This is a genomic window from Bacteroides caccae, from assembly GCF_002222615.2.
Classification (GTDB): domain Bacteria; phylum Bacteroidota; class Bacteroidia; order Bacteroidales; family Bacteroidaceae; genus Bacteroides; species Bacteroides caccae.
Window position 1 is genome coordinate 1,083,797 of record NZ_CP022412.2, and the last position, 22,491, is coordinate 1,106,287.

At 44.4% G+C, this 22,491-nt stretch carries 11 protein-coding genes; 4 read left to right on the top strand and 7 right to left on the bottom strand.

Features of this window, described 5'->3' with window-relative positions; genetic code table 11:
* The 3 genes from CGC64_RS04185 (at window position 1) to CGC64_RS04195 (ending at window position 5,241) form a co-directional block, all read left to right on the top strand.
* Window positions 1-891, top strand: coding sequence for a PL29 family lyase N-terminal domain-containing protein (locus tag CGC64_RS04185; RefSeq protein WP_005676943.1), 891 nt, complete (start codon window positions 1-3; stop codon window positions 889-891).
* A 31-nt stretch (window positions 892-922) separates the two neighbouring features.
* The gene (locus CGC64_RS04190) at window positions 923-2,842 is read left to right on the top strand and encodes a PL29 family lyase N-terminal domain-containing protein (protein WP_005676945.1); all 1,920 of its coding nucleotides are present in this window, start codon (window positions 923-925) and stop codon (window positions 2,840-2,842) included.
* Between the two features lie 98 nt (window positions 2,843-2,940).
* On the top strand, window positions 2,941-5,241 hold the full coding sequence (locus CGC64_RS04195) for a DUF4955 domain-containing protein (protein ID WP_005676946.1): 2,301 nt from the start codon (window positions 2,941-2,943) through the stop codon (window positions 5,239-5,241).
* Between the two features lie 254 nt (window positions 5,242-5,495).
* Here the strand turns inward: CGC64_RS04195 and CGC64_RS04200 are convergent, their stop codons facing one another.
* Complete coding sequence (locus tag CGC64_RS04200; RefSeq protein ID WP_005682465.1) at window positions 5,496-7,031, bottom strand: sulfatase-like hydrolase/transferase; 1,536 nt, start codon at window positions 7,029-7,031, stop codon at window positions 5,496-5,498.
* 394 nt (window positions 7,032-7,425) lie between these two features.
* Window positions 7,426-11,508: a hybrid sensor histidine kinase/response regulator transcription factor gene (locus CGC64_RS04205; protein ID WP_032855081.1), complete on the bottom strand. Its 4,083-nt coding sequence runs from the start codon at window positions 11,506-11,508 to the stop codon at window positions 7,426-7,428.
* Window positions 11,509-11,618: 110 nt separating this feature from the next.
* Between CGC64_RS04205 and CGC64_RS04210 the strand changes: the two genes are divergently transcribed.
* Window positions 11,619-12,260, top strand: a complete 642-nt coding sequence (locus tag CGC64_RS04210; RefSeq protein WP_005676949.1) for a carbohydrate-binding family 9-like protein — start codon at window positions 11,619-11,621, stop codon at window positions 12,258-12,260.
* Between the two features lie 111 nt (window positions 12,261-12,371).
* Here the strand turns inward: CGC64_RS04210 and lpxA are convergent, their stop codons facing one another.
* From lpxA to CGC64_RS04235, 5 genes are all read right to left on the bottom strand, one after another.
* The gene (lpxA, locus tag CGC64_RS04215) at window positions 12,372-13,142 is read right to left on the bottom strand and encodes an acyl-ACP--UDP-N-acetylglucosamine O-acyltransferase (protein ID WP_005676951.1); all 771 of its coding nucleotides are present in this window, start codon (window positions 13,140-13,142) and stop codon (window positions 12,372-12,374) included.
* Window positions 13,143-13,160: 18 nt separating this feature from the next.
* Window positions 13,161-14,552, bottom strand: coding sequence for a TolC family protein (locus CGC64_RS04220; RefSeq protein WP_005682455.1), 1,392 nt, complete (start codon window positions 14,550-14,552; stop codon window positions 13,161-13,163).
* A gap of 11 nt (window positions 14,553-14,563) precedes the next feature.
* Complete coding sequence (locus CGC64_RS04225) at window positions 14,564-17,992, bottom strand: efflux RND transporter permease subunit (RefSeq protein WP_005676954.1); 3,429 nt, start codon at window positions 17,990-17,992, stop codon at window positions 14,564-14,566.
* A 15-nt stretch (window positions 17,993-18,007) separates the two neighbouring features.
* Entirely contained in the window at window positions 18,008-19,183 is a 1,176-nt protein-coding gene (locus CGC64_RS04230; RefSeq protein WP_005676955.1) for an efflux RND transporter periplasmic adaptor subunit, read from the bottom strand.
* A gap of 182 nt (window positions 19,184-19,365) precedes the next feature.
* A complete protein-coding gene (locus CGC64_RS04235; RefSeq protein ID WP_005676956.1) occupies window positions 19,366-22,473 on the bottom strand; it encodes a glycoside hydrolase family 2 TIM barrel-domain containing protein in 3,108 nt (1,035 codons plus the stop codon).
* Between the last annotated feature and the right edge of the window lie 18 nt (window positions 22,474-22,491).

The following is a 22,491-nucleotide window of genomic DNA, read 5'->3' on the forward strand; positions in this document are numbered from 1 at the left end:
ATGAAAAAGATATTGATACTATTAGTTTGCTTATTGCCTGTCATCACCTTTACCTCCTGTGATGATAAGGATGATATACGTAAAGACATCGACGATCTGAATGCTCGTTTGGATGCTTTGACAGATGATCTCGAAAATTTGAATACGAGCATCAAATCTTTCCAAGATGCAGTGAAAGGACTTGTTCTTGTAACCGGATATACAATGGATGAAAAGGGTAACTATACACTTTCACTGAGTGACGGTACGGAATTGGTTGTTTATGGCGGACAGCCTGCGGGAGATATTCCTACACTTGGCATTAATGAAGCCGGAAATTGGACATATACCCTTGACGGTAGAACCGTTGAATTGAAAGATAAAGAAGGCAATCCTTGTCCTGCTGTTCCCGTAGACGGTTCCGACGGACAAACTCCAACCATCTCGATTGATGCGGACGGTTACTGGTGTTATGCCGTTGGCGGTGGAGAACCTCAACGTATAGACGGGCGTTACAACATTGCCAATATTGGAGAGATTCCGGGAGGTATATTTGCCGATGTAACGGTGAACGGTAATATCGTGACCTTTGAATTTACAGACGGCTCGAAAACCGAGATCCCTTTATTGGGAGGATTGGATATGACTTTTTCTCAAGGTGGTTCATCGAATATTACTTCTGTAAATGTAGCGAAGGGAGGTTCAGCGGTATTGACGGCAAAACAGACGAATGTAGCCAGAGTGATTATAGATCCCACACCTGTACAGGTAGTCTTGACTGATGACGCTTCCGATAATCTGACGATTAAAACAAAAGGACTGGCTTCCGGCAAATATACTGTTTATTTCCAGATATTCTCTAAGGAAGGATATCGTCTGATTAAATCATTAGAGGTGACGGTTGCTGAATAAGTTGAATTAATAATTAAGCGAAGAAATCATTATGAAATACTATAAATCATTCATATTATTCAGTTTGTTTGCATTGGCTTTTGTGTCATGTAATACAGACGATTTGGAAAGAGACATTGATGCCTTGAAAGATCGTGTGACGAATGTTGAGGCACAGGTACAGCAGTTGAACGATGAGATGAACATTATCCGTGTGCTGTTGGACGGCAACAAGACTATTACCGATTACTCTATCAATGGTGATACTTATACCTTGACCTTAAGCAATGGCGAAACATTGACTTTGACTCCGGGAGTGACCGGAGGCAACTATCCTTCTATTGAGATCGGTGCAAATGGTAATTGGTTTATTGGCGGTACAGATACAGGCTGGCGTGCTCAAGCGGAGAATGGGGAAGATGCTACCATTACTCCCGAATTTAAGATTGCACCCAATCCGGCCGATGGAGATAAAAAGTATTGGTATGTGAGTTATGACAACGGTTCAACCTGGAAAGTATTGGAAAACGGTCTGGCTGAAGGTATAAATACAGGTTCGAATCCTATCAGCAACGCAACTGTTGACGGAGATAATTTTAAAGTTACTTTTGGCGGAAAGGAGTATCTGATTCCTATTGTGAAAGGATTGGAATGTGCAATTAATGTTCCCGAAGGTGTAACAGATGATCTTTGGTTGGTAGCCGGAGGAGGTGCGTCTTCCTTTACTGTGAAAGTAAATTTGGCTGAAGGTGATTTAGTAAGAGTAAAAGCACCTGCTGATTGGAATGCAAAACTGTCGGAATATGTGGCTGGAACAACGGAAGTAACAGTGACTGTGACACCTCCTGCAACTCCGAGCGAGTGTACGATTATTGTAGAAGTGACTCATGGAGTAAATTCAGCAACAGATCAGATAAAGGCAAAAACTTCCAGTGATAGTTACTGGGCTGAATATCAGGCTGGATTTGATATCAGGATCGGTGATGTAGTACTTAATAAATATGATAACCCGAATGGAGTATTGGTAAAAGAAGGTGAATCAATCTCCGAAAGCGGTATTTACTTTATTGCCGAAGGTGCTACGGCTTATTGGACTGGTGCAGTGAGTGACCTGATTCTGATAGGAGAGAAAAAGAATAGTAATTATTCTTCAAAAGTAATGACCAAAGGGATTGTCTCTTTGGAAAATGTGGAGTCGAAAATTGGAATGTTATGTAAGGAGATTACTTTATCTCCTGATGAGTTAACCGCAAATTATTGGTTTAACTTTCCTAGTTCAAGTAAAGATGTAATAGAAAGACTGTATTTAGATCATTGTAAGATTGAGATGATGGCGGACAAGATGTTCTCTTATTTTAATAATGCATCGTCAGGTATATCAAAATTGTTGGTTGAATCTTGTTATATTGCAGTGCCGGCTCCATCGGCAACTACTAAAGTTATTAATTTCTTGAATTTTAATAATGGGAATTATGGAGATATAATGATTCATAATAATGTTTTCTATTGCTCTACACAGGATCGCTCTGTTCTATTTGTGGCATTACTGAAAGGAACGAATGCAAAGTTCTCTGATAATGTGAGTATTGAAAATAACACGGTTATTAATATTCTAAGTAATCATGGAAATAGCTCCGGCTTTTTTAAAGTAACCGCTGAAGAAGGATGGACGATGAAAAATAATCTATTCTGGTATGATACGGATTGTGCAGCTAGTGGGACTTTCCCAATGTTATCTACTTTAATGATTGGTGCAGCTACTTTCAATGAAACAGACTTTTCTAATAATAGAATATTTACCTCTCTTGAAAATACTCAGATGACTTGGCAGTATTTTAGAACCGCGCCGGTAGGTTTTAAGGATAATGTAATAACCATAGAAAAAGAGACTCCTTTTGAAACGTTGGTTGACATTGAAGGAAAATATACTCTTAAACCGGAATATCAAGGTATAGGTGCAGTTATCGAATAGTTGCTGCAATTAAATTTGATAAAGGCGAAGAATCTATTAATGCTAATATTGGGTTTAACGGATTCTTCGCCTTTATAACATTATTAGACTTTAGAAATATGAAAAACATGAAACTTGATTTACATAGTATAGCGACAACTTGTATGATGGTTGCTGTCATAGTTTTCACTTCCTGTTCGGACGATGAAGCAATAAATAACCCAACTATTCCCGAGCAACCGGAACAATTAACAGAACTCACTGCGCAATACAATACTAATATTGCGGCTTATCAGGCCATGATGAATGGCAAAGCCGAGATTGTAGACTACACCTCTGACGAGAAGGGTAACTACAAACTTCAATTGAGTAACCGACAGATAGCGGATGTTTATATCCAAACTGCCGACGATAAAGATATTCCCCTTCTTGGAATTGATAAAGAAGGTTACTGGAATTATCAATTGGAAGGTACTTCACGCATTCTGACAGATACGCATGGCAATCCGGCTCCTGCTTTAAACAAGACAGGAAAAGGCATTCTTACTCCTCAAATTGCATTGGGGGAGGACGGCTGTTGGCAAGTTTCTTACAATGGCTATCAGTGGCAACGTTTGAGTGACACTCCGGCTCCGTCATTGGAAGGAAAAACGGCTGTTGATTTCTCTCTTTACCGTTCGGCTGTTTTAGATGAACAGACGAATACAATCACTTTGGAATCCCGTACAAGCGGGAGTGTGCTTAAACTGGATACCCGCAATAACGGCACAGCACAAGCGTGGAAAAAGTTCCTGATGAATAGTGATGACAATGTATTGTTGGATTATTCGTATGCCGGATACAAACATGGAGAAGTGACACCTCCGGAGGCTTTCTCATTAGGATATAAAGTTTTCAATGTGAAAGAACGTATGGAAAACCGTGGCATGACTGCCCGTGAAGCCTTGATAACCATATTGCAGGAGAATAACATGACCCGTAAGGACGGTAAGAATTACAACAATGCAAATGCCCGGATTGTCATTTATTTCCCGGAAGGAGAATACGTATTGCATAATGACGATGACAATACAATAGAGCCGGGCAAGCCGGTATTGGGAAAGGAAGGTGATGAAGCATATTCTTTGGATAGTAAAGGAAATAATAAAAGTTCCAGTATCTATATATTCGCAGGCCATTTTGTAATTAAGGGAGATGGCGCAGGAAGAACAAAGCTGATAATGGATACTCCGAACTTGCCGGATGATATTACTACCATGTATTCGTCGCCGGTAATGATTGATATTAAACATAACTCCGGGTTGTCGAAACTCTGTGATATCACGGGTAACGCAGCTAAAGGTACTTTTAGCGTGGAAGTATCTGATGCGGCTTCGCTGAGTAAAGGTGACTGGGTATGCCTGTATTTACAGAACAATGACCCGGAACTGGTACGCAACGAGTTGTCTCCCTATGCACCCGAGCCAACAATGGAGAATATTATAAATGTAGGTGTGCAGGTGCAGGACTTCCACCAAATTGTGGCAAAAAGCGGGAATGTAATCACTTTTAAAGAACCTATAATGCACGAAGTTGATTCTCGTTGGGGTTGGGCGATCCACAAATATCCGCATTATGAGGAAGTCGGTATAGAAGACGTGACTTTCGTAGGACATGCCACCGATGATTTTCAGCATCACAGAAACTGGGCGCATGACGGTGCTTATAAACCGATAAAGATGACACGCCTGACAAACTCGTGGATGCGCCGGGTGAACTTTATAAGTGTTAGTGAGGCCAACTCGATTACGTCTTCCGCTAACGTGTCCGCCTACGATATTAAGATAGACGGTAATCGTGGCCATGCCGCCATTCGGTCGCAAGGGTCGTCGCGGGTGTTTATCGGCAAAGTGACCGACCGTACCAACGGACCTCTAATAGATAATAGAGGCGTCATACAGCAGGGGGCAGGACAATATCATGCTTGCGGAGTCTCAAAACCGAGTATGGGTGCTGTCATTTGGCGGGTACATTGGGGATTGGATGCCTGCTTTGAGTCTCATGCCACGCAGCCGCGTGCTACGCTGATTGATAATTGTACGGGTGGATTCATGCAGTCTCGTCAGGGAGGTGATTACAACCAACTTCCCAATCACCTCGATGACCTCACTATTTGGAATATGTATTCGGAAAGATCGCGCACGGCAAGCGGTAATTCGGCTCCTGCCGGTGTATTCGACTGGTGGCGTATCGGCTTTAAAGGTTGGAAGTTCCTTCCGCCCGTTATTGTCGGTTTTCATGGCGAACCGTTGAATTTTGTGCAGGAGCAAGTAAAACTGGACGAAAGTAATGGAACTCCGGTAGAGCCGCAGTCTCTTTACGAAGCACAGCTGGAGAAACGCCTGGGCTTTGTGCCTGCCTGGTTGAAGGCATTGAAATAAGAGGATACGAGAAATATCAACTAAAGAAAGAGAGGGGCTCGAAGGGCCTCTCTCTTTTGGGGGTAAATTGATCAAAGTCTGATTTTTATATAAATCTGTTGATAAAGGTTAGAAGAATTGTGCAGTATATTACTTTGGTTGTAATGTGACTTTATCGTTTCTCTGTTACAAATGTATGCAATTTACGCTCTCTCCTGTGGATAGAATGATTCAGGATTGGTATAAAATCATACAATTCTGTTATTCCGGTATATTTATTTCTCTTTTACAGATTCCAATAATTCAGCTAATTCTTTTACGATGTCAGGATGCTGTTTCGCCACATTCGTTTTCTCCGAAGGATCGGACGATAAATCGTAGAGCTGAGGCTGTTGGTCGTTGCCAAGTTCCATTTTCGTCCAGAACTCAATGGCGGGAGCATCGCTGGGCTCGATATATTTCCACTGCCCTTTTACAATGGCAAGCGTATTATTAAGATTCTGTTGGACGATGTATTCGCGACCGGTATTGTTCCTGCCTAAGAACGTGTTCAGGTGTTCCTGGCTGTCGGGGGCTGCACCTTTGCGCAAAGGCTGATTCAGCAGTGAGGCGAGTGAGGCGTATACATCAATCTGTGAGAAAAGAGACTGTTGCTTGCTCGGTTTTACTTTGGCAGGCCAGCGGACAATGAACGGGATACGTGTGCCCGCTTCATAAGCGCTGTATTTCCCTCCCCGGTAGATTCCCATTGGAGTATGACCGTTGAGAAGCTCGTAGGCATGGTCCTGATAGCCGTCGTCGATGACGGGACCGTTGTCGCTGGTAAAGACCAGAATGGTATTGTCGGCGATGTTGAGGCTATCCAACGTGTTCATAATTTCACCGATGGTCCAGTCCAGTTGGAGGATAACGTCACCACGGGTGCCGAGTCCGCTTTTTCCTGCAAAACGCGGGTGGGGGATACGTGGCACGTGTACATCCTGCGTACCCATATACAAGAAGAAAGGTTCTTCTTTATGGGAAGTGATGAACTTCTTCGCTTTATGGGTGATGATGTCGGCTATATCCTCGTCTTTCCAGAGAGCGGACTTGCCGCCTGTCATCCAACCGATGCGGGGGATACCGTTGATAATGGTATTGTTATGCCCTTGGCTGGGTTTTAACGTTACGAGTTCCGGATTTTCTTCTCCGGTGGGCCAGTCGCCTACTTTATGCTCATAGTTGACGGTGATTGGGTCATTAGGATCGAGACCCACTACGCGGCCGTTCTCCACAAACACGCATGGCACACGGTCTACGGTTGCCGGAATGATAAATTCATAATCGAAGCCGATACTTTGTGCATTCGGAGTGATCTGTTTGTTGAAATCTGTCCCTCCTTTCGGTCCCAGTCCCAAATGCCACTTGCCAACGGCACCGGTGGCGTATCCTGCATCTTTCAGCATATCCGCCATAGTGACACAGGCAGTATCAATGATAAGTTCCGAGTTGCCGGGAGCGATACCTGTGTTCTTTTGACGCCAGGGATACATACCCGTGAGGAGCCCGAAACGGGAAGGAGTGCTGGTGGCGGAAGTTGCGTAAGCATTCGTGAATTGCACGCCTTGTCCGGCCAGACGGTCGATATTGGGTGTGCTCACTTTGGTTGCTCCGTAGCAACTCAAATCACCGATACCAAGATCGTCGGCGAATATGTAAATAATGTTAGGCTTCTGGTCGTTTTGTCCATTACTCTTTTGAGCGGCATTATTACATCCTGACAACATTGCGATGCCGGGCAATAGCGGAAGTATACGTGATACGTTTCTCATGAAGTTGATTTTTAAGGGATGAATTATTGGAAGCAAAGGTAAATGATTGAAAGGAAAAGAAGGAGCAGGAATGTACAAGTGAAGTACAAAATAGTACACGAAAGGCTTTACTCTGTGATGTGAAGTGTGAAGATTCTACGCTTGTTCTCCTTAATAACCTTGCTTGTTTTTCGAAGTTATCTTGCTGACCTTGTGCCAACGTATTGGCACGACCCTGCCAAGCCTTTGGCACAACTGTGCCAGTGCGTTGGCACAAGCGTGCCAATAGGGTGGCACACTTGTGGCACAAAAGGTCCTGTTTTATGGCTGCAAGAGCGAATCGGCAGTATCTTTAATTCTCCTCCTTCGGGAAGGAGGAGTACCCGTAGGGGGAGGTGGTAGGTGAATACATAAATTAATTATTATCACCATTATACAAATTGTTCGTTTCTTCCCCGTCTCCTTCTTCTTTCTCTTCTCCCTTGCGGTAAGCCAACGGGCTGACATGATAAATCTCCTTGAAACACTTACTAAAGTAGCGTGAAGAAGAAAAGCCAATCCGGTCGGAAATCTCCGTAATATTCAGTTCGGGGTTATTCCGTAGCATGACAGCCCCTTTCTTCAGGCGAATGTTCAGAATAAAGTCATTCGGCGTTTGTCCCGTCACCGCTTTCAGTTTGGTGAACAGATTGGTGCGGGCCATACCCATTTCACGGGCAAAGATGTTGACATTGAAATCTGTATCATCCAAGTGGCGTTCGATAATATCCATTGCTCGGTCGAGCATCTCTTTATCCATTGGATTGGTAGCCAGCATTTGTGCAAAAGTCTGCGGCTGCTTACTGAATTTCTCTTGCAGCAGTCTGCGGGAGTTCACGAGGTTATTACAACGCGAAATCAGCAGGTTTGTATTAAATGGTTTAGTGATATAATCGTCCGCACCGATCTTCAGTCCTTCGATATTGTGCTCTATGGCCGTGCGTGCAGTCAACAGCACAACCGGGATATGGCAAGTGTTGAAATCCGTCTTGATCCGTTTACAAAGTTCCGTACCGGACATACGAGGCATGACGACATCGCTCAGTATAATGCTCGGCATCTCTTTTTGTATCATTTCCAAAGCTTCTTCTCCGTCCGAAGCGGTACTGACCTGATAGAACGTTTCGAAGATACCTGCCAACATCTGCTTGATAGATTCATTATCTTCCACAATCAGCATCTTGGCGCCTTCAATCCGTTTATTTTCTTCCTCTTTCCATTCCGAATCAGGTATTATCTCCACTGAAGGAACAATCGTTTCCGTTTGCCGGATCGTTGATTCTGTGCTTTCTTGTGCTATCTCTTCCTCCGTGAAGTGCTTTTTGTCCAGTTTGAGGGTGATAATGAAGCTGCTTCCTTTGCCCGGTTCGCTTTCTACGCGGATGGTGCCTTGGTGAAGCTCAATGATACCTTTCGTCAGTGCCAGCCCGATGCCTGTACCGGCTCCGGTATTCAACGAGTTGAGGTGCTCGGTCTGGTAGAAGCGGTCGAATATCTTATCAATCTCCGCGGCGGCAATGCCCGAGCCGGTGTCTTTTATTTCGATTATGGCATAGTCTTCCTCTTGCGATACATTGATAGAGATAGTATCCTCAGCTTTAGTATGCTTTAATGCATTCGATAACAGGTTATTGATTACTTTCTGCATCTGCTTTTGGTCATACCACACTTCAATATCGTCTTTCTGTTTATTAAACTTGAAGTTGATTTGCTTGCTGCTGGCGTATTCGAGAAAGAGCAGATAATTCTCATACAGGAAATTCACCAGGTTGTGCCGGCTCACTTTGATTTTCATGTGTCCCTGTTCCTGCTTCCGGAAATCGAGTAACTCGGTAATCAGTTCCCGCAACTGGAGACTGTTCTTGTAAATTCCCAATACCTTATTATATATATTGGGTGTGAACGTCTGTACCTGCAACAACGTCTCCACCTGTCCGACGATTAGTGTCAACGGAGTACGGAACTCGTGCGAAATATTCGTAAAGAAGCGGAGTTTCGACTGGTTCAGTGCTTCCAGGTCTTCGATATGCTTCTTTTCGTACTTCAATGACTCGCGGAGTTTGATTCTTGAATTATAGTTCTGGATAAGATACCACAACAGGCTGATAGTGACGATGGTATAAATCAGATAAGCCCACCATGTCTCATACCAGGACGGAAGGACGATAATCAGCAGTTTGGCTTCTTTGATCCCGTCCCGCTGTGATTTGATGACAAGTGTGTACTTGCCCGGATTCAGATTTGTATAAGTGATAAGCGTCTGTTTGCGATACGTATGATTCCATTCGTCGGAGAAGCCTTCCAGACGATAAAGAATTTCGTCCCTGTTGGCGGGGATGAAGTTGGAAGTGGCGTACTCAATGCTGAACATTGATTGGTTCGCCCTCAATTTAATCTCCGGTGTATGGCAGATTGACTGTTCCAGAATCCCGGTTTCATCTCCGGGGGTTACTTCCTTACCGTTGACCAGCAAACGGGAAAGAAGTATGTTGTAAGATTTGGGAGAAAAATGCAGTTTCTTCTCCCAGAAAGAAATCATTCCCTGGATACCACCCAAAAACACTTCTCCGTCGTGTGTCACAAACAGCGCATTCTCATTGACGGCGGTCAACGGGAATCCGTTTTCCGTGCCATAATTATAGAACTTCTGGTTCGGATAGTCAAATTCTGAAAATCCTTGGTTAGTAATCAACAACAGATGTCCTTTTTGTATCGATGATTCGAATACCTCGTAAATGCAGTCACTGGATAAACCGTCTTTCTGCATATCAAAGTTCTCGAAATCATCGCTTTCCTTGCGGTAACGGTCAAGCCCGCTGCCGGAAGTGGAGAACCACAGGTTGCCGTTACTATCCTGCATAATGTTGTTAATGTTGTTGTTGCTGAGACTGTTCGGATTGGCAGGGTTATGCGGATAATTGGTCAGCTTGCCAGTGTCGAACCGATAAGAGTAAACACCCTCTCCGGTGGCGGCAACCCATAGGGTACCGTCATTGTCTATACAAAGGCTGGCCACCATGTCAATTCCTCTTCCTTCTTTTGTTTCTTGAAAAAGCTGCTCACAACTACCTGTTGCCGGACTGAACAGGCAGACACCTTTCTGTGTGGCAACTACCAGCTTATCCTTATATGGTATAATATCGCGAACAATATCCGAGGGTAACGAGGTCGGATCTCCCGCCTTCATCCGGTAGACTGTAAAACGGTTGGTACGCAGGTCGAGCTTGTTTAATCCTCCCAAATGGGTACCTATCCACATGATCTCGTTAGTACGGTCGTAATAGATGGCTTTTACATTATTGTGCGAAATACTGTTTCTCCCTTCCTCATGGCGATACCAACGGTATGTATTATTGATCCGGTCGTATACGTTTACACCACCACCTTCGGTACAAATCCATAAATTACCGTCCTTGTCCTCCGTCATTCTGCCTACAATCGGGCTGCTCAAACCTGCTTTCTCCGTGTCTCCCACTTTATAGCGGGTATAGATTTCATATTCAGGATTGAAGTAATTCACTCCGCCGAAGTAAGTTCCCAGCCAGATTGTTCCCTGCCCGTCTTTTACGATGCACCAGATAGAAGAATGGGTAAGCCCGTCGGGACTGTTTCCATTGGCGGTGTAAAGGTGAAACTGACCTGTTTCTCTGTCATATCGGTTCAGTCCGTTGAATGTTCCTATCCATAAATCCCCGGAGTTATCTTCGCAGCAACTTCTGACAAAATTGGAGCATAGACTGTTCGTATTCATCGGATTATGGCGAAGGTTTTCAATGCTGCCGTCTGTTTTTACACGGTAAAGTCCTTCTTCCCAACTCCCTATCCACAGTTCGTTGGAAGAATCCTCATAGATACTGGTTATATTGCCTTTTGTGACAGGCCGGGAAAGGTTTTTATCTTCCGACAGGCAGTATATGCCATTGCTGGTAGTCCCCAACCACAGATTTTTGTTTTTATCCAGGTGCAGGCAGGATAGAGTGATGTTTTTTCCCGCGAGATGATAGAAAAGATCGAAGTTGCCCGTACTTTCATTGTATACAAAGACTTCCTCCCTCTTTCCGATATATAACTTCTCATTAAAATAAATAGCGTCTACATTCCCTTGCAACAATGTTTTAAACCTTTGAGTCGCCAGATCGAATTCCGCCACACCATCGGTACAGAGCAGGTACACTTTACCATTTCTATTTCCGGTGATGCGTAGTACGGTATTACTGAACAGACTGTTCGGGTCGTTCTTTTTAAGTTTGAAACTCTTGATATCATTACCGTTATACCGGTTTAGTCCCTCGCGCGTACCGATCCATATAATTCCCTGTTCATCAATATACATGCTGTTGACAGAAAACTGAGAAAGTCCATCATCAGTGGTCAAATGGCTGAAAGTGATGTTCTGTCCTTGTGTACGGACGGTGTCTACGCTTAAAAAAAGCAGAAATAAAAGGATTACTTTTCTCACTAATTCGTTTTTTAAGGTATTACTACTGGCAAATATATTGTTTTTATTTCATTTCAGTGAACCTTATTAGAAGAAAGTAACTATATTTGTATCATCCAAACAATAGAAATATGAAAGTAAAGAAAATTAGTGCGGCTAACGTGGAGGCTTGTTCGCTTCCCCGATTATTTGATGAAGAAAAGATAGATTTTCAACCGGTTCAATGTGTTAATTGGGCTGAATATCCCTACAAACCCAAAGTAAACTTTCGCATTGCTCACACGAAGAACTCTATCTTGTTACATTTTAAAGTTAAAGAAGCGAGTGTGCGTGCCAGATACGGAACGGACAACGGTTCTGTATGGACTGATTCCTGTGTGGAATTCTTTTCTATTCCGGCAGGTGACGGGGTGTATTATAATATAGAGTGCAACTGCATCGGAACAATCCTGATAGGTGTCGGTCCTACCCGCAACGGTAGAGAACACGCTCCGAAGGAAGTGACTGACCTTGTGCAGCGCTGGTCAAGTTTGGGTGATACACCTTTTGAAGAACGTGTGGAAGAAACTGATTGGGAAGTTGCCTTGATTATTCCCTATGCTGTATTCTTTAAGCATCAGATCGAATCACTCGATGAGAAGGAGATAAAAGCTAACTTTTACAAGTGTGGTGACGAATTGCAGACCCCCCACTTCCTTTCATGGAATCCGATAAAAATAGAGAACCCGGACTTCCACCGTCCCGACTTCTTCGGTACGTTGGAGTTTGAATAATTACGAAACGGAAACGAAATAATAACTCACAGAGCGTCGCCCTACTATAAACAGAAAGGGTGACGCTTTTTTATTAGGCGTCACCCTTTCAATATTGAAAAGTAACTTTGCTTATTTCACGATTCCTCGTTCCGAAGCCTTCACGAAGTTAACGATATTCTCGATTTCTTCACTCATCGGGACCTGGTCGACAATCTTCTGTACAGCATCCTGAATACTGAAATTACCTTGGTAAATCAGTCTGTATGCATTGGCGATGTGACGGAGGATCCTTTCGGATGTATTGTGATGTTGTGAAAGAACCACCGCGTTCACTCCATGGTATGCAACGGGGTTTCCGGACATAATTACATACGGAGGTACATCTTTAGAAACACGGCAACCACTCTGTACAAGTGTCCAGCTACCGATGTGGCAGTATTGGTGCAGAGTAACATTTCCACTTAGAATCACGCAGTCATCCAATGTGCATTCTCCTGCAATAGTCGTACCGATACCTACCACACAGTTATTGTTGATTTGTACGTCATGGCAGAGGTGTACTTTATCCATTAGGTAATTTCCGTTACCGATCTTGGTAGCATTGCCGCCAAAGGTAGCACGGCTGATTACCACATTTTCGCGGATATCGTTGTTGTCACCGATAATCAGGCTACTTTCTTCTCCCGTGTAGTGGAAATCTTGCGGTTCCGCTCCCAGGACAGCATTCTGATGTATCTTGTTTCCTTTTCCCATTTTAGTACCTTGCAGGATACTGGCATAAGACATGATGACGCAGTCATCTCCGATTTCCACATTCTTTTCAATGTAGGCAAACGGCAGGACAGTTACATTCTTGCCAAGTTTTGCTTCGGGGTCTACGTAAGCTAACGGACTAATCATAATAGTATATGTTTAAAGTTATTCTTCTCTTCCACCACCTAGAGCCTGATAAAGGCTGACTACGGCCTGCATCTGATCGAAGCAATCGGAAACCTGTGAGATTTGCGCGCTCAGATAAGATTGCTGTGCCGACAGTACTTCCAGATAAGTTGAAGTCCCTAAGTTAAACAATTCTTTTGTATCTTCCGAAGCTTTTTTAGCAGATTCTACTTGTAACCGGCGAGATTCTACCTTTTCGCTGGTTTTTTGGTATAAACTTAGCGCATTGCTGACCTCACTTCCGGCATTCAATAGTGCCTGCTGGAAGGATAGTTTCGCTGATTCTTCTTGCGCTTTTGCAGCTTTCAGACGAGCGATGTTTTGTCCCCGATAGAATAGAGGTTGTGTCAGAGAACCGACTGCAGAAGCCAGTAACTTGCCCGGATTGATAATCGCACTTCCGGCACTGTTTGTCCACCCGGCAGAACCGCTAAGAGTAATCTGCGGATAGAAAGCGGCACGTGCGGAGTTTGTATTATAGTAGCAACTGGCCAAAGCCATTTCTGCAGCTTTTACGTCCGGACGGTTGGATAATAACTGGATAGGTACACCGGCAGAAAGTTCTGTCGGAAGTACTTGTGCTTCCAGTGTACCGCGTTTGATAGCGTGCGGAGCTTCACCCAAAAATGTAGACAGGGCATTTTCCGTTTCACGGATACTCTGCTCGATGTCCGGAATGCTGGCAAGCACTTGGGCATAAGCAGCCTTGCTTTGTTCTACACCGGTTGAATTGATATTGTACATGGCAGCGTCTTTCATCGCTTCCATTGTTTCGGCATTCTTTTTCAGGATTTCGGCTGTAGACTTGGTTATTTCCAACTGACGGTCCAACATCATTAGTGTATAATACATATTGGCAATGTTGGAGATAACTTGCGTTTGTACAGCCTGACGGTAAGCTTTCGTCTGCTTTAAAGTGACCTGAGCATTCCGTTTGGAGTTCAGCAACTGCCCGAACAAGTCGACTTGCCAGCTGGCAGTGACGGGCAATGAATAGGTTTTGGTAGCTGCATTCTTGTCAAAGCTGCTGATTGTTCCTTGCGGAGACAGTCCCAAGGACGGAGCATAAGCCAGGCGTGCCGACAGCAGAGATGCTTCTGCTGCTTTTACATTTTGGGCAGCGGTCAAGAGGTCAGTGTTTTGTTTCAGTCCCGCTTCGATGAGAGACTGTAACTGCGGGTCGGTGAAGACTTCTCTCCACGGCAGATTGCCGAAGTTGGTTGTATCCGAAACCAGTGTATCATTCTCCGCAATCGGGTCACGATATAGCCCGGAAGTAGTAATGTCTTCGGGTCTGTCATACGACTTATAGATGTGGCAGCTACTCAGGAGAGCAGTTGCACACACCATATATAGAATCTGTTTCTTCATATCGAATTTCATTATTTAGCGTATTGTTCAATCTCAGTTACGGCATCCGTGTTGTCAATATCCTCCCATTCCATCGGTTTCACCTTCTCTTGTAAGTACTGGAAGATTACGAACAGTACAGGAACAATGAAAATCTGGCAAATCATACCGATTAACATACCACCGATAGAGGCAGTACCTAGTGTACGGTTACCGTGAGCACCTACTCCGAAGGCGAACATCAACGGAAGTAATCCGACTACCATCGCCAATGATGTCATTAAGATAGGACGGAGACGGGCACCGGCACCTAATACGGCTGCCCACGTGATACTCATGCCCATCTTACGACGATCGAGGGCGAACTCTACAATCAGAATTGCATTTTTCGCCAACAGACCCATCAACATGATTAACGCAATCTGCATATAGATATTGTTGGACATCGTACCGAGAATCATCTTTAACATCGAGATATTACCGATAGCACTCACTCCGTTGACAAACAGGAAGCTGCCTAACAAACCGAACGGAACGGACAGCAACACGGCCAACGGAAGTATATAACTTTCGTACTGTGCACTCAGCAACAGGTAAACGAATACGAAGCAGAGGATGAAAATCAATCCGGTAGCACTTCCACTGCTCTGTGCCTCTTCACGTGCCATACCACCCAATTCGTAAGTATAACCGGCCGGAAGATTTTGACCGGCTACTTCTGCCAACGCAGTCAATGCCTGACCGGATGTATAACCGCTGGCAGGAGCCACCATCACTTTCATGGAAGTGTAAAGGTTGAAACGGCTGATGATATCCGGACCATATACTTTATCAACAGTGATGAATTGTGAGATAGGAGCCATTTCGCCGGCACTGTTGCGAACCTTGATATTTTTCAAGGATTCCAGGTTCTTACGTGATAGCGGGTCTGACTGAATCATTACACGATACATCTTACCGAAACGGTTGAAGTTGGATGCATACAGACCACCATAATATCCTTGCATGGTAGTAAGGATGTCACTCGGGCTGATGCCTGCTTTCTTACAAGCCGCCGCGTCAATATCAATCATGTATTGCGGGAAATTCGGGTTGAATGTTGTCTTCGCCGAATTGATTTCAGGACGGGCTTCCAGCGCAGCGGTATAATCGTTGACCACATCGAAGAACTTGTTCAGGTCTCCACCCGTCTTATCCTGCATGTTCACTTCAATATCCGTAGATGCCGAGTAACCCGGAATCATCGGTGGAGCGAAGAACAATACCTGTGCTTCTTTGATGATTTTTTGTGCACGCATATATAAGGAACCTACGACAACGTCAGAGTTCTGTATCATTGAACGGTCGTCCCAGTCTTTCAACTTGATGATGAAAGAACCGTAGGATGGGCCTTGTCCACCGATGAAACTGAAACCGGAAATCAATGTGCGTGAAGCTACGGCAGGATCAGAGGCAATCAGACTGTCTACACGTGCCAAGATTTCTTCCGAGTGGTCTTGTGATGTACCCGGAGGCAAGGTTACAGCTCCCATCAATGTACCGGTGTCTTCATTGGGTACCATACCTGTCGGAGTGGTGTTCATGAAGAACATAAGTAAGGCAATGGAAGCAACGACCAGTCCCATAGACAACCACTTCTTTTGAATGAAGAACAATACGCGTTTCTTGTACCGTTTCAAAATAGATTCATAGGTATCGTTGAATCTGTTCTTGAATTTATTCGTACTCATTCCGATTAATGCCAAAATACTAAGAAGTATGAAGATGGCAGTAATTATCGGATTGATGTTGAAAAGGCCGAAGATCATACCAAGTATGGCAACAAGTGTGAATGTGAGTGTGATTCCCGGATGCAGCATCTTTCCGATAGCTTCGGTGTATCTGTTGATCATTGTTGTATGAGCCGTTTTATAGGCTGTCTTCATACGCTCCTTCAATGGAGGAATATCTTCGGAACCTTCCTGTTTATGCGGTTTCAGAAGAACAGCACACAAGGCGGGGCTTAATGTCAAAGCATTCAAGGCGGACAGACCAATGGCAATAGCCATTGTCATACCAAACTGGCGGTAAAATGTTCCTGCCGTTCCACCCATGAAGCTTACCGGAACAAACACGGCCATCATGACTAGCGTAATGGATACGATAGCGCCACCTAACTCGTTCATCGCGTCGATAGAAGCCAGACGGGCGGAAGTGTAGCCCTGGTCCAACTTGGCGTGTACACCCTCGACAACCACAATGGCGTCATCGACCACAATCGCAATGGCGAGCACAAGCGCACATAACGTTAGCAAGTTCAAACTGAATCCCACTAAAGACAGTATGAAGAATGTACCGATAAGAGCTACCGGAATGGCAATAGTAGGAATCAATGTAGAACGTAAATCCTGCAAGAAGATATATACTACAATAAATACCAGGATGAATGCCTCAATCAATGTTTTCAATACCTCATGAATTGAAGCGAACAAGAAGTCGTTGGCATTCATGGAAACGTTTATCTTCAAACCGGCCGGCAGTGATTGGGAGGCTTCATCCAGTAATGCTTGAATGTCACTGATGGTTTGTGTCGCGTTTGTCCCTGCCATCTGATAAACAATACAGGTTACTGCTTTATGGCCGTTTACACGGTTAGTAAAGTTGTATCCCAAGCGGTCTAACTGGATTTCGGCGATGTCGTTCAAACGAAGCACTTCACCGTCGGGCAAAGACTTGATGACGATATTCTCGAACTCTTCTGGCTGTTGCAGACGACCTTTGTAACGGATAGTATATTGGAAAGTCTGGTTACTGCGTTCACCGAATTGTCCCGGAGCAGCTTCCACGTTCTGTTCTGCCAGCGCTGCGGACACATCACCCGGAACCAACTTGTATTGCGCCATTACGTCCGGACGCAACCAGATACGCATGGAGTAGTCCTGTCCCATTACAGAGGCGTCACCTACACCCGGTACGCGTTGAACTTGCGGAATCAAGTTGATTTTTGCGTAGTTCTCGATAAATGCTTCTGTGTATGTATCGCTTTCGTCATAAAGGGAAAATACCACCAGCATAGAAGTCTGACGTTTCTGTGTTGTCACGCCGACTTTGGTTACTTCGGCAGGCAGTAGTCCTTGTGCCATGGAAACACGATTCTGCACATTGACGGCAGCCATATCCGGGTCTGTTCCCTGTTTGAAGTAAATGGAAATATCTCCGGCACCAGTGTTAGAGGCGTTGGAGGTCATATACATCATGTTTTCTACACCATTGATCTGTTCTTCCAACGGAGCGATTACGGAGTTCAATACGGTCGATGCACTCGCACCCGTATATGTGGCTCTTACCGATACGGTAGGAGGTGCGATGTCCGGATACTGCGTGATAGGCAGTGTTGCCAATCCGATAGCTCCCAAGATGACTATCAGGATAGAAATAACGGTTGATAGTACCGGACGGTTAATAAATCTATCTAATTTCATACGATTATCTGATTATTAATTGAAAGCTGTGGCTAGGTTACCGTCATGTTGGTCTTTCAAATGTTGTTGGTAGTTCGCTTCTTTTTGTGCGGGGGTGATCGGTTGAATCTTCTGACCGTCTTTCAGGTTTTGTACACCTTCGATTACGATTTTATCTCCTGCATTCAATCCGGAAGTGACCAGATATTCTTTTCCGTTATCCAAGTTGAAAATGCCGATTTCCGTATATTTTAACGTGTTGTCCGGTTGTAACACATAAACGAATTTCTTGTCCTGGATTTCCACTGTTGCCGATTGCGGGATGCTGATAACGTTTTCCATGTTGTAAGGAATCAGAACGTTGGCAGTACCTCCACTGCGCAACACATGTTCCTTGTTGGGGAAAATAGCACGGATACTTACCGAACCGGTAGACTGGTCGATAACGCCTGTGATAGCGTCTACTTTACCTTCCATGGCGTATGTGGAGCCATCAATCAGCTGCAGCTTGATAGTTGGTATTTTGCTGATTTCTTCTTTGATGGTACTTCCGGATTTAGTCATAGCCAGTAATTCTTTTTCTGTCATGGAGAAGTATACATACACTTCATCGATCTCGGATACGGTAGTCATGGGCGTAGCGATAGAAGGGCTGACAAGCGCTCCTACACGATAAGGGATATTGTTGATTACACCGTCTGACGGACTCTTGACTTGTGTAAATGATAAATTCTGCTGAGCAGTGGTCAGTTGTGCCTTAGCTTGGGCCAGTTGTGCCTTGGTTTGTGCCAGAGAGTTTTCTGCCATTGCCAGATCATAGTCGCTGATGATTTGTTTCTTGTTCAGCTCTTTTTTGTTGTCATACGTCATTTGTTGAGTGCTCACTGCCGCTTCGGCTGTGGCAACTGCTGCTTTGGCAGTGCGTACGGCTGCTTCGTACTGAGTAGGATCGACAATGAACAGTACTTGTCCTTTGCGCACGGTAGCTCCTTCATCAACACATAATTTAGTGATGAAACCGGAAACCTGCGGACGAATTTCTACGTCTTGTTTACCTTTAATAGTAGCCGGATAAGCTGTCGTTAGATTTGCAGTTGATTTTTGTAATTCCTGTACTGCATATTCTGGGACTTTTCCCGTGTCATTGCCCTTATTGCCGCAACTGGACAGAAGGGCTAAGCAAAATGCAAATAAAACAATTCTACTTTTCATACTTCTTATTTATCTGTTTTTAAATTGATGCGTTTTGTTGCACGTGTGTTATTCTCTTGTATAGAGGGATGGTTTAAGGAAAAAAGGCCGGAAACTGATTTGATAGAATCAGTTTCCGGCTGCAAAAGTACTTTAAATTCGGTATTCTTGTTCTCTGATACCGTGTTTTTTAACTATGTTTTTTACTTTAGTTTATGATAGACGGGAGTCATAATAAAACTTAACTCATAATCTTGGTAAGGAAGTCTGTATTTCTCCAATGGAATAGCTCCCCAACTGTTGACACATGCAAGTCCTGTTTGTGCTTTATCAATACAGAAATTAGTGAAATTGGCTTTTTCTACTTCCGGTGAGTGACGCTGGTCTTTGCCGGCGCCGTCGTCCAGAGATTCGATCGTGTAATTCAGTGCGGAAGCAGAGAACGGAGCGTCTGAGACGAATTGCAATCCGTTACCACCGATGTTTAACAGTCTCCACCAGCGGATATCTGTTTTTGTGCCGGTTTCCTGCGGACGGATGTACGGATAGAATTGTTCTTCTACCGTCTGGCGGTATTTGCCGAGCATAGCGGCGTGATTACGGTCCGAATAATTTTCTACCGGGCCACGTCCGTAATACTCAATTTCGTTAAATGCAAGAGGCATACGGAACTGCATACCGAAACGGAACATTTCAGAAACTTTCTTGCTCTTGTCAGCTACCATTTTCTGGTTCACCTTCACTGCGCCCAAGTTATTGATAGTATAAGTCAAGAACAATTTTCCACCTATTGACTGCATATCATATTCGGCACGAACTACGGCCTGTTCGTTTTCAATCGCATGTTTCAGAGAAGTTAGTTTCAGTACCGGGTTCTTCCAGGCTGCATATCTGTTCTGTAATCCTGCTCCGTAATCATTGTCGGTCGGTGCACGCCAGAAGTTAGGAGTCAGGAGACTGCCGTCTTCCATTAGCTGCATTCCGTTTACGTCATAGCGGCAGAGATAACCGTTATGCTTGTTAAATTCGAGGGTGAAGTCCTCGCCGTTAACAATCAGATAATTTCTGTCGTTATCCTGAATAGTAGGAACGATAACTGCAACATTGGAAGTTTGTTGGTTTTCCAGTTTCAGTTCCGGTGCTTTGTAATCGCGGATGCTTAGTTGGTCATAAGCAATGGTGGTTCCGGCAGGCAGGAGAGTTTCGGCAGCTTTAAGCTTGTAACTGACGTTGAGCAGCAGCTCCTTGCAAGGGCAGATATTCTTTGTGTCAAAAGGTAATTGGACTTTAACCGTCTGCTGAGGCGCTACTTTCAGGTCTGAAACAATGCCTGTCTGTACCACTTCTCCGTTTGCCAGTAATTTCCATTCCATATAATATGCGGAAAGGTCACGGAAGAAATTCTCGTTGAAAATATTAATTTCGCCTTTAGCAAGATCGGCAACAGTTGTCCAAATGTTCTGATAGAAATAACCTACTTCATAAGCGTGCGGATTGGGCACACGGTCGGGACTAATCAGACCGTTGTCGCAGAAGTTATTATCCGAGCCGTCATATTTATTGAAGTCGCCTCCGTAGCCGTAGATATCCACTCCGTCTTTATTTTTCCAATGGCAGGACTGGTCTACGAAGTCCCATATAAATCCACCCTGATATTTCGGATATTTGCGGATGATATCCCAGTATTCTTTGAATCCGCCTTGAGAATTACCCATAGCATGAGCGTATTCGCATTGAATCAACGGTTTCTGAATATTGCCTTCGGAATACTTGACGCACGCATCGTAGCCGTAGTACATCGGACAGAAAATGTCTGTAAATTCGCTGGTCCTCGCCTGTTCATACTGTACGGCACGTGATTTGTCTTCGTTTTTAATCCAAGTATAACATTTTTCAAAGTTCGGTCCCATACCGGCTTCGTTACCGAGTGACCAGAAGATGATAGAAGGGTGATTGTAACCGCGTTGAACATTGCGTTCGTTGCGTTCCAAATGAGCTTTGGCGTAACTTGGGTTTTTGGCGAGTGTCTTGTCACCGTAACCCATACCGTGGGATTCCACATTTGCCTCGGCTACTACGTACAGACCGTATTGGTCGCAGAGGTCATACCAACGGTTGTCGTCCGGATAGTGGCAGGTACGTACAGCATTGATATTAAGTTCTTTCATTACTTTGATATCTTGGAGCATACGTTCCACTGAAACCACATAACCACCGTCAGGGTCCATTTCGTGGCGGTCGGCTCCTTTGAAGAGTACCGGCTGGCCGTTTACAAGTATTTGTCCGCCCTTTAGTTCAATCTTGCGGAAACCTACTTTGATAGGAAGCACTTCTACGGTATTATTGCCGTTTTTCAGAGTGGCAGTCAGTGTGTAAAGATTAGGTGTTTCGGCAGTCCATTTGGCAGGATTGGAAATATTCAAAGTAGTGTTCAGCTTGCCGGAACCTTTCAGATCGGCAGTAGCTACACTGTTCCCTTGTGCATCTGTCAGGTTTAAGGCCACTGTGCCGCTACCTTTCAAGTCTACAGAGATATTCAATGTCCCGTCTTTATATTGGCTGTCGAGGTCGGGAGTTACACGAATATCCTGGATATATTTCTTATCGCGGGCATAAAGATAACAGTCGCGTCCCACACCGGAGTAGCGAAAGAAATCCTGATCTTCCAGATAAGTGCCGTCGCACCAACGGAATACTTGGAAAGCGATGATGTTTTTTCCTGGTTTCAGATAGTTTGTCAGGTTGAATTCAGCTTCCAATTTACTGTCTTCGCTGTATCCCACATAGCGTCCGTTTACCCAAAGGTACATATTAGAAGTTACTGAACCGAAATGGGCAAAAATCTCTTTCCCTTTCCAGTCGGCGGGCAGAGTGATTTCTTTCCGGTAAGAACCTACATGATTGTTTTCAACGGGAACAAAGGGGGGATTGTTCTTGAACTGGCTTCTCCATGCATATCCTACGTTTACATAGATCGGGTCTCCGTATCCGTTTAACTCCCATACTCCGGGCACCTTAATATTGTCCCAGCCCTTGTCATTGAAATTAGTCTGGAAGAAATCGGTCGGACGTGCATCCGCGTTTCTCACCCAGTTGAATTTCCAAAGCCCGTTCAGGGTCATAAAATTCTTTGAGTTTTCTTTGATTCCGGCTTTGGCTTCATCAGCCGATGCATAGGCGAAATAATTAGTGTGCATTGTCGAGCGGTTTACGGAATTCACTTCCGGATCTTTCCACTCATTGAAGTTTTGTGCTTGCATGGCGTTTAGTCCTAACGTGGCCAAGCAGCAAAATAGCAGTTGTTTCTTCATGGGTTTTTGTATTAGGTT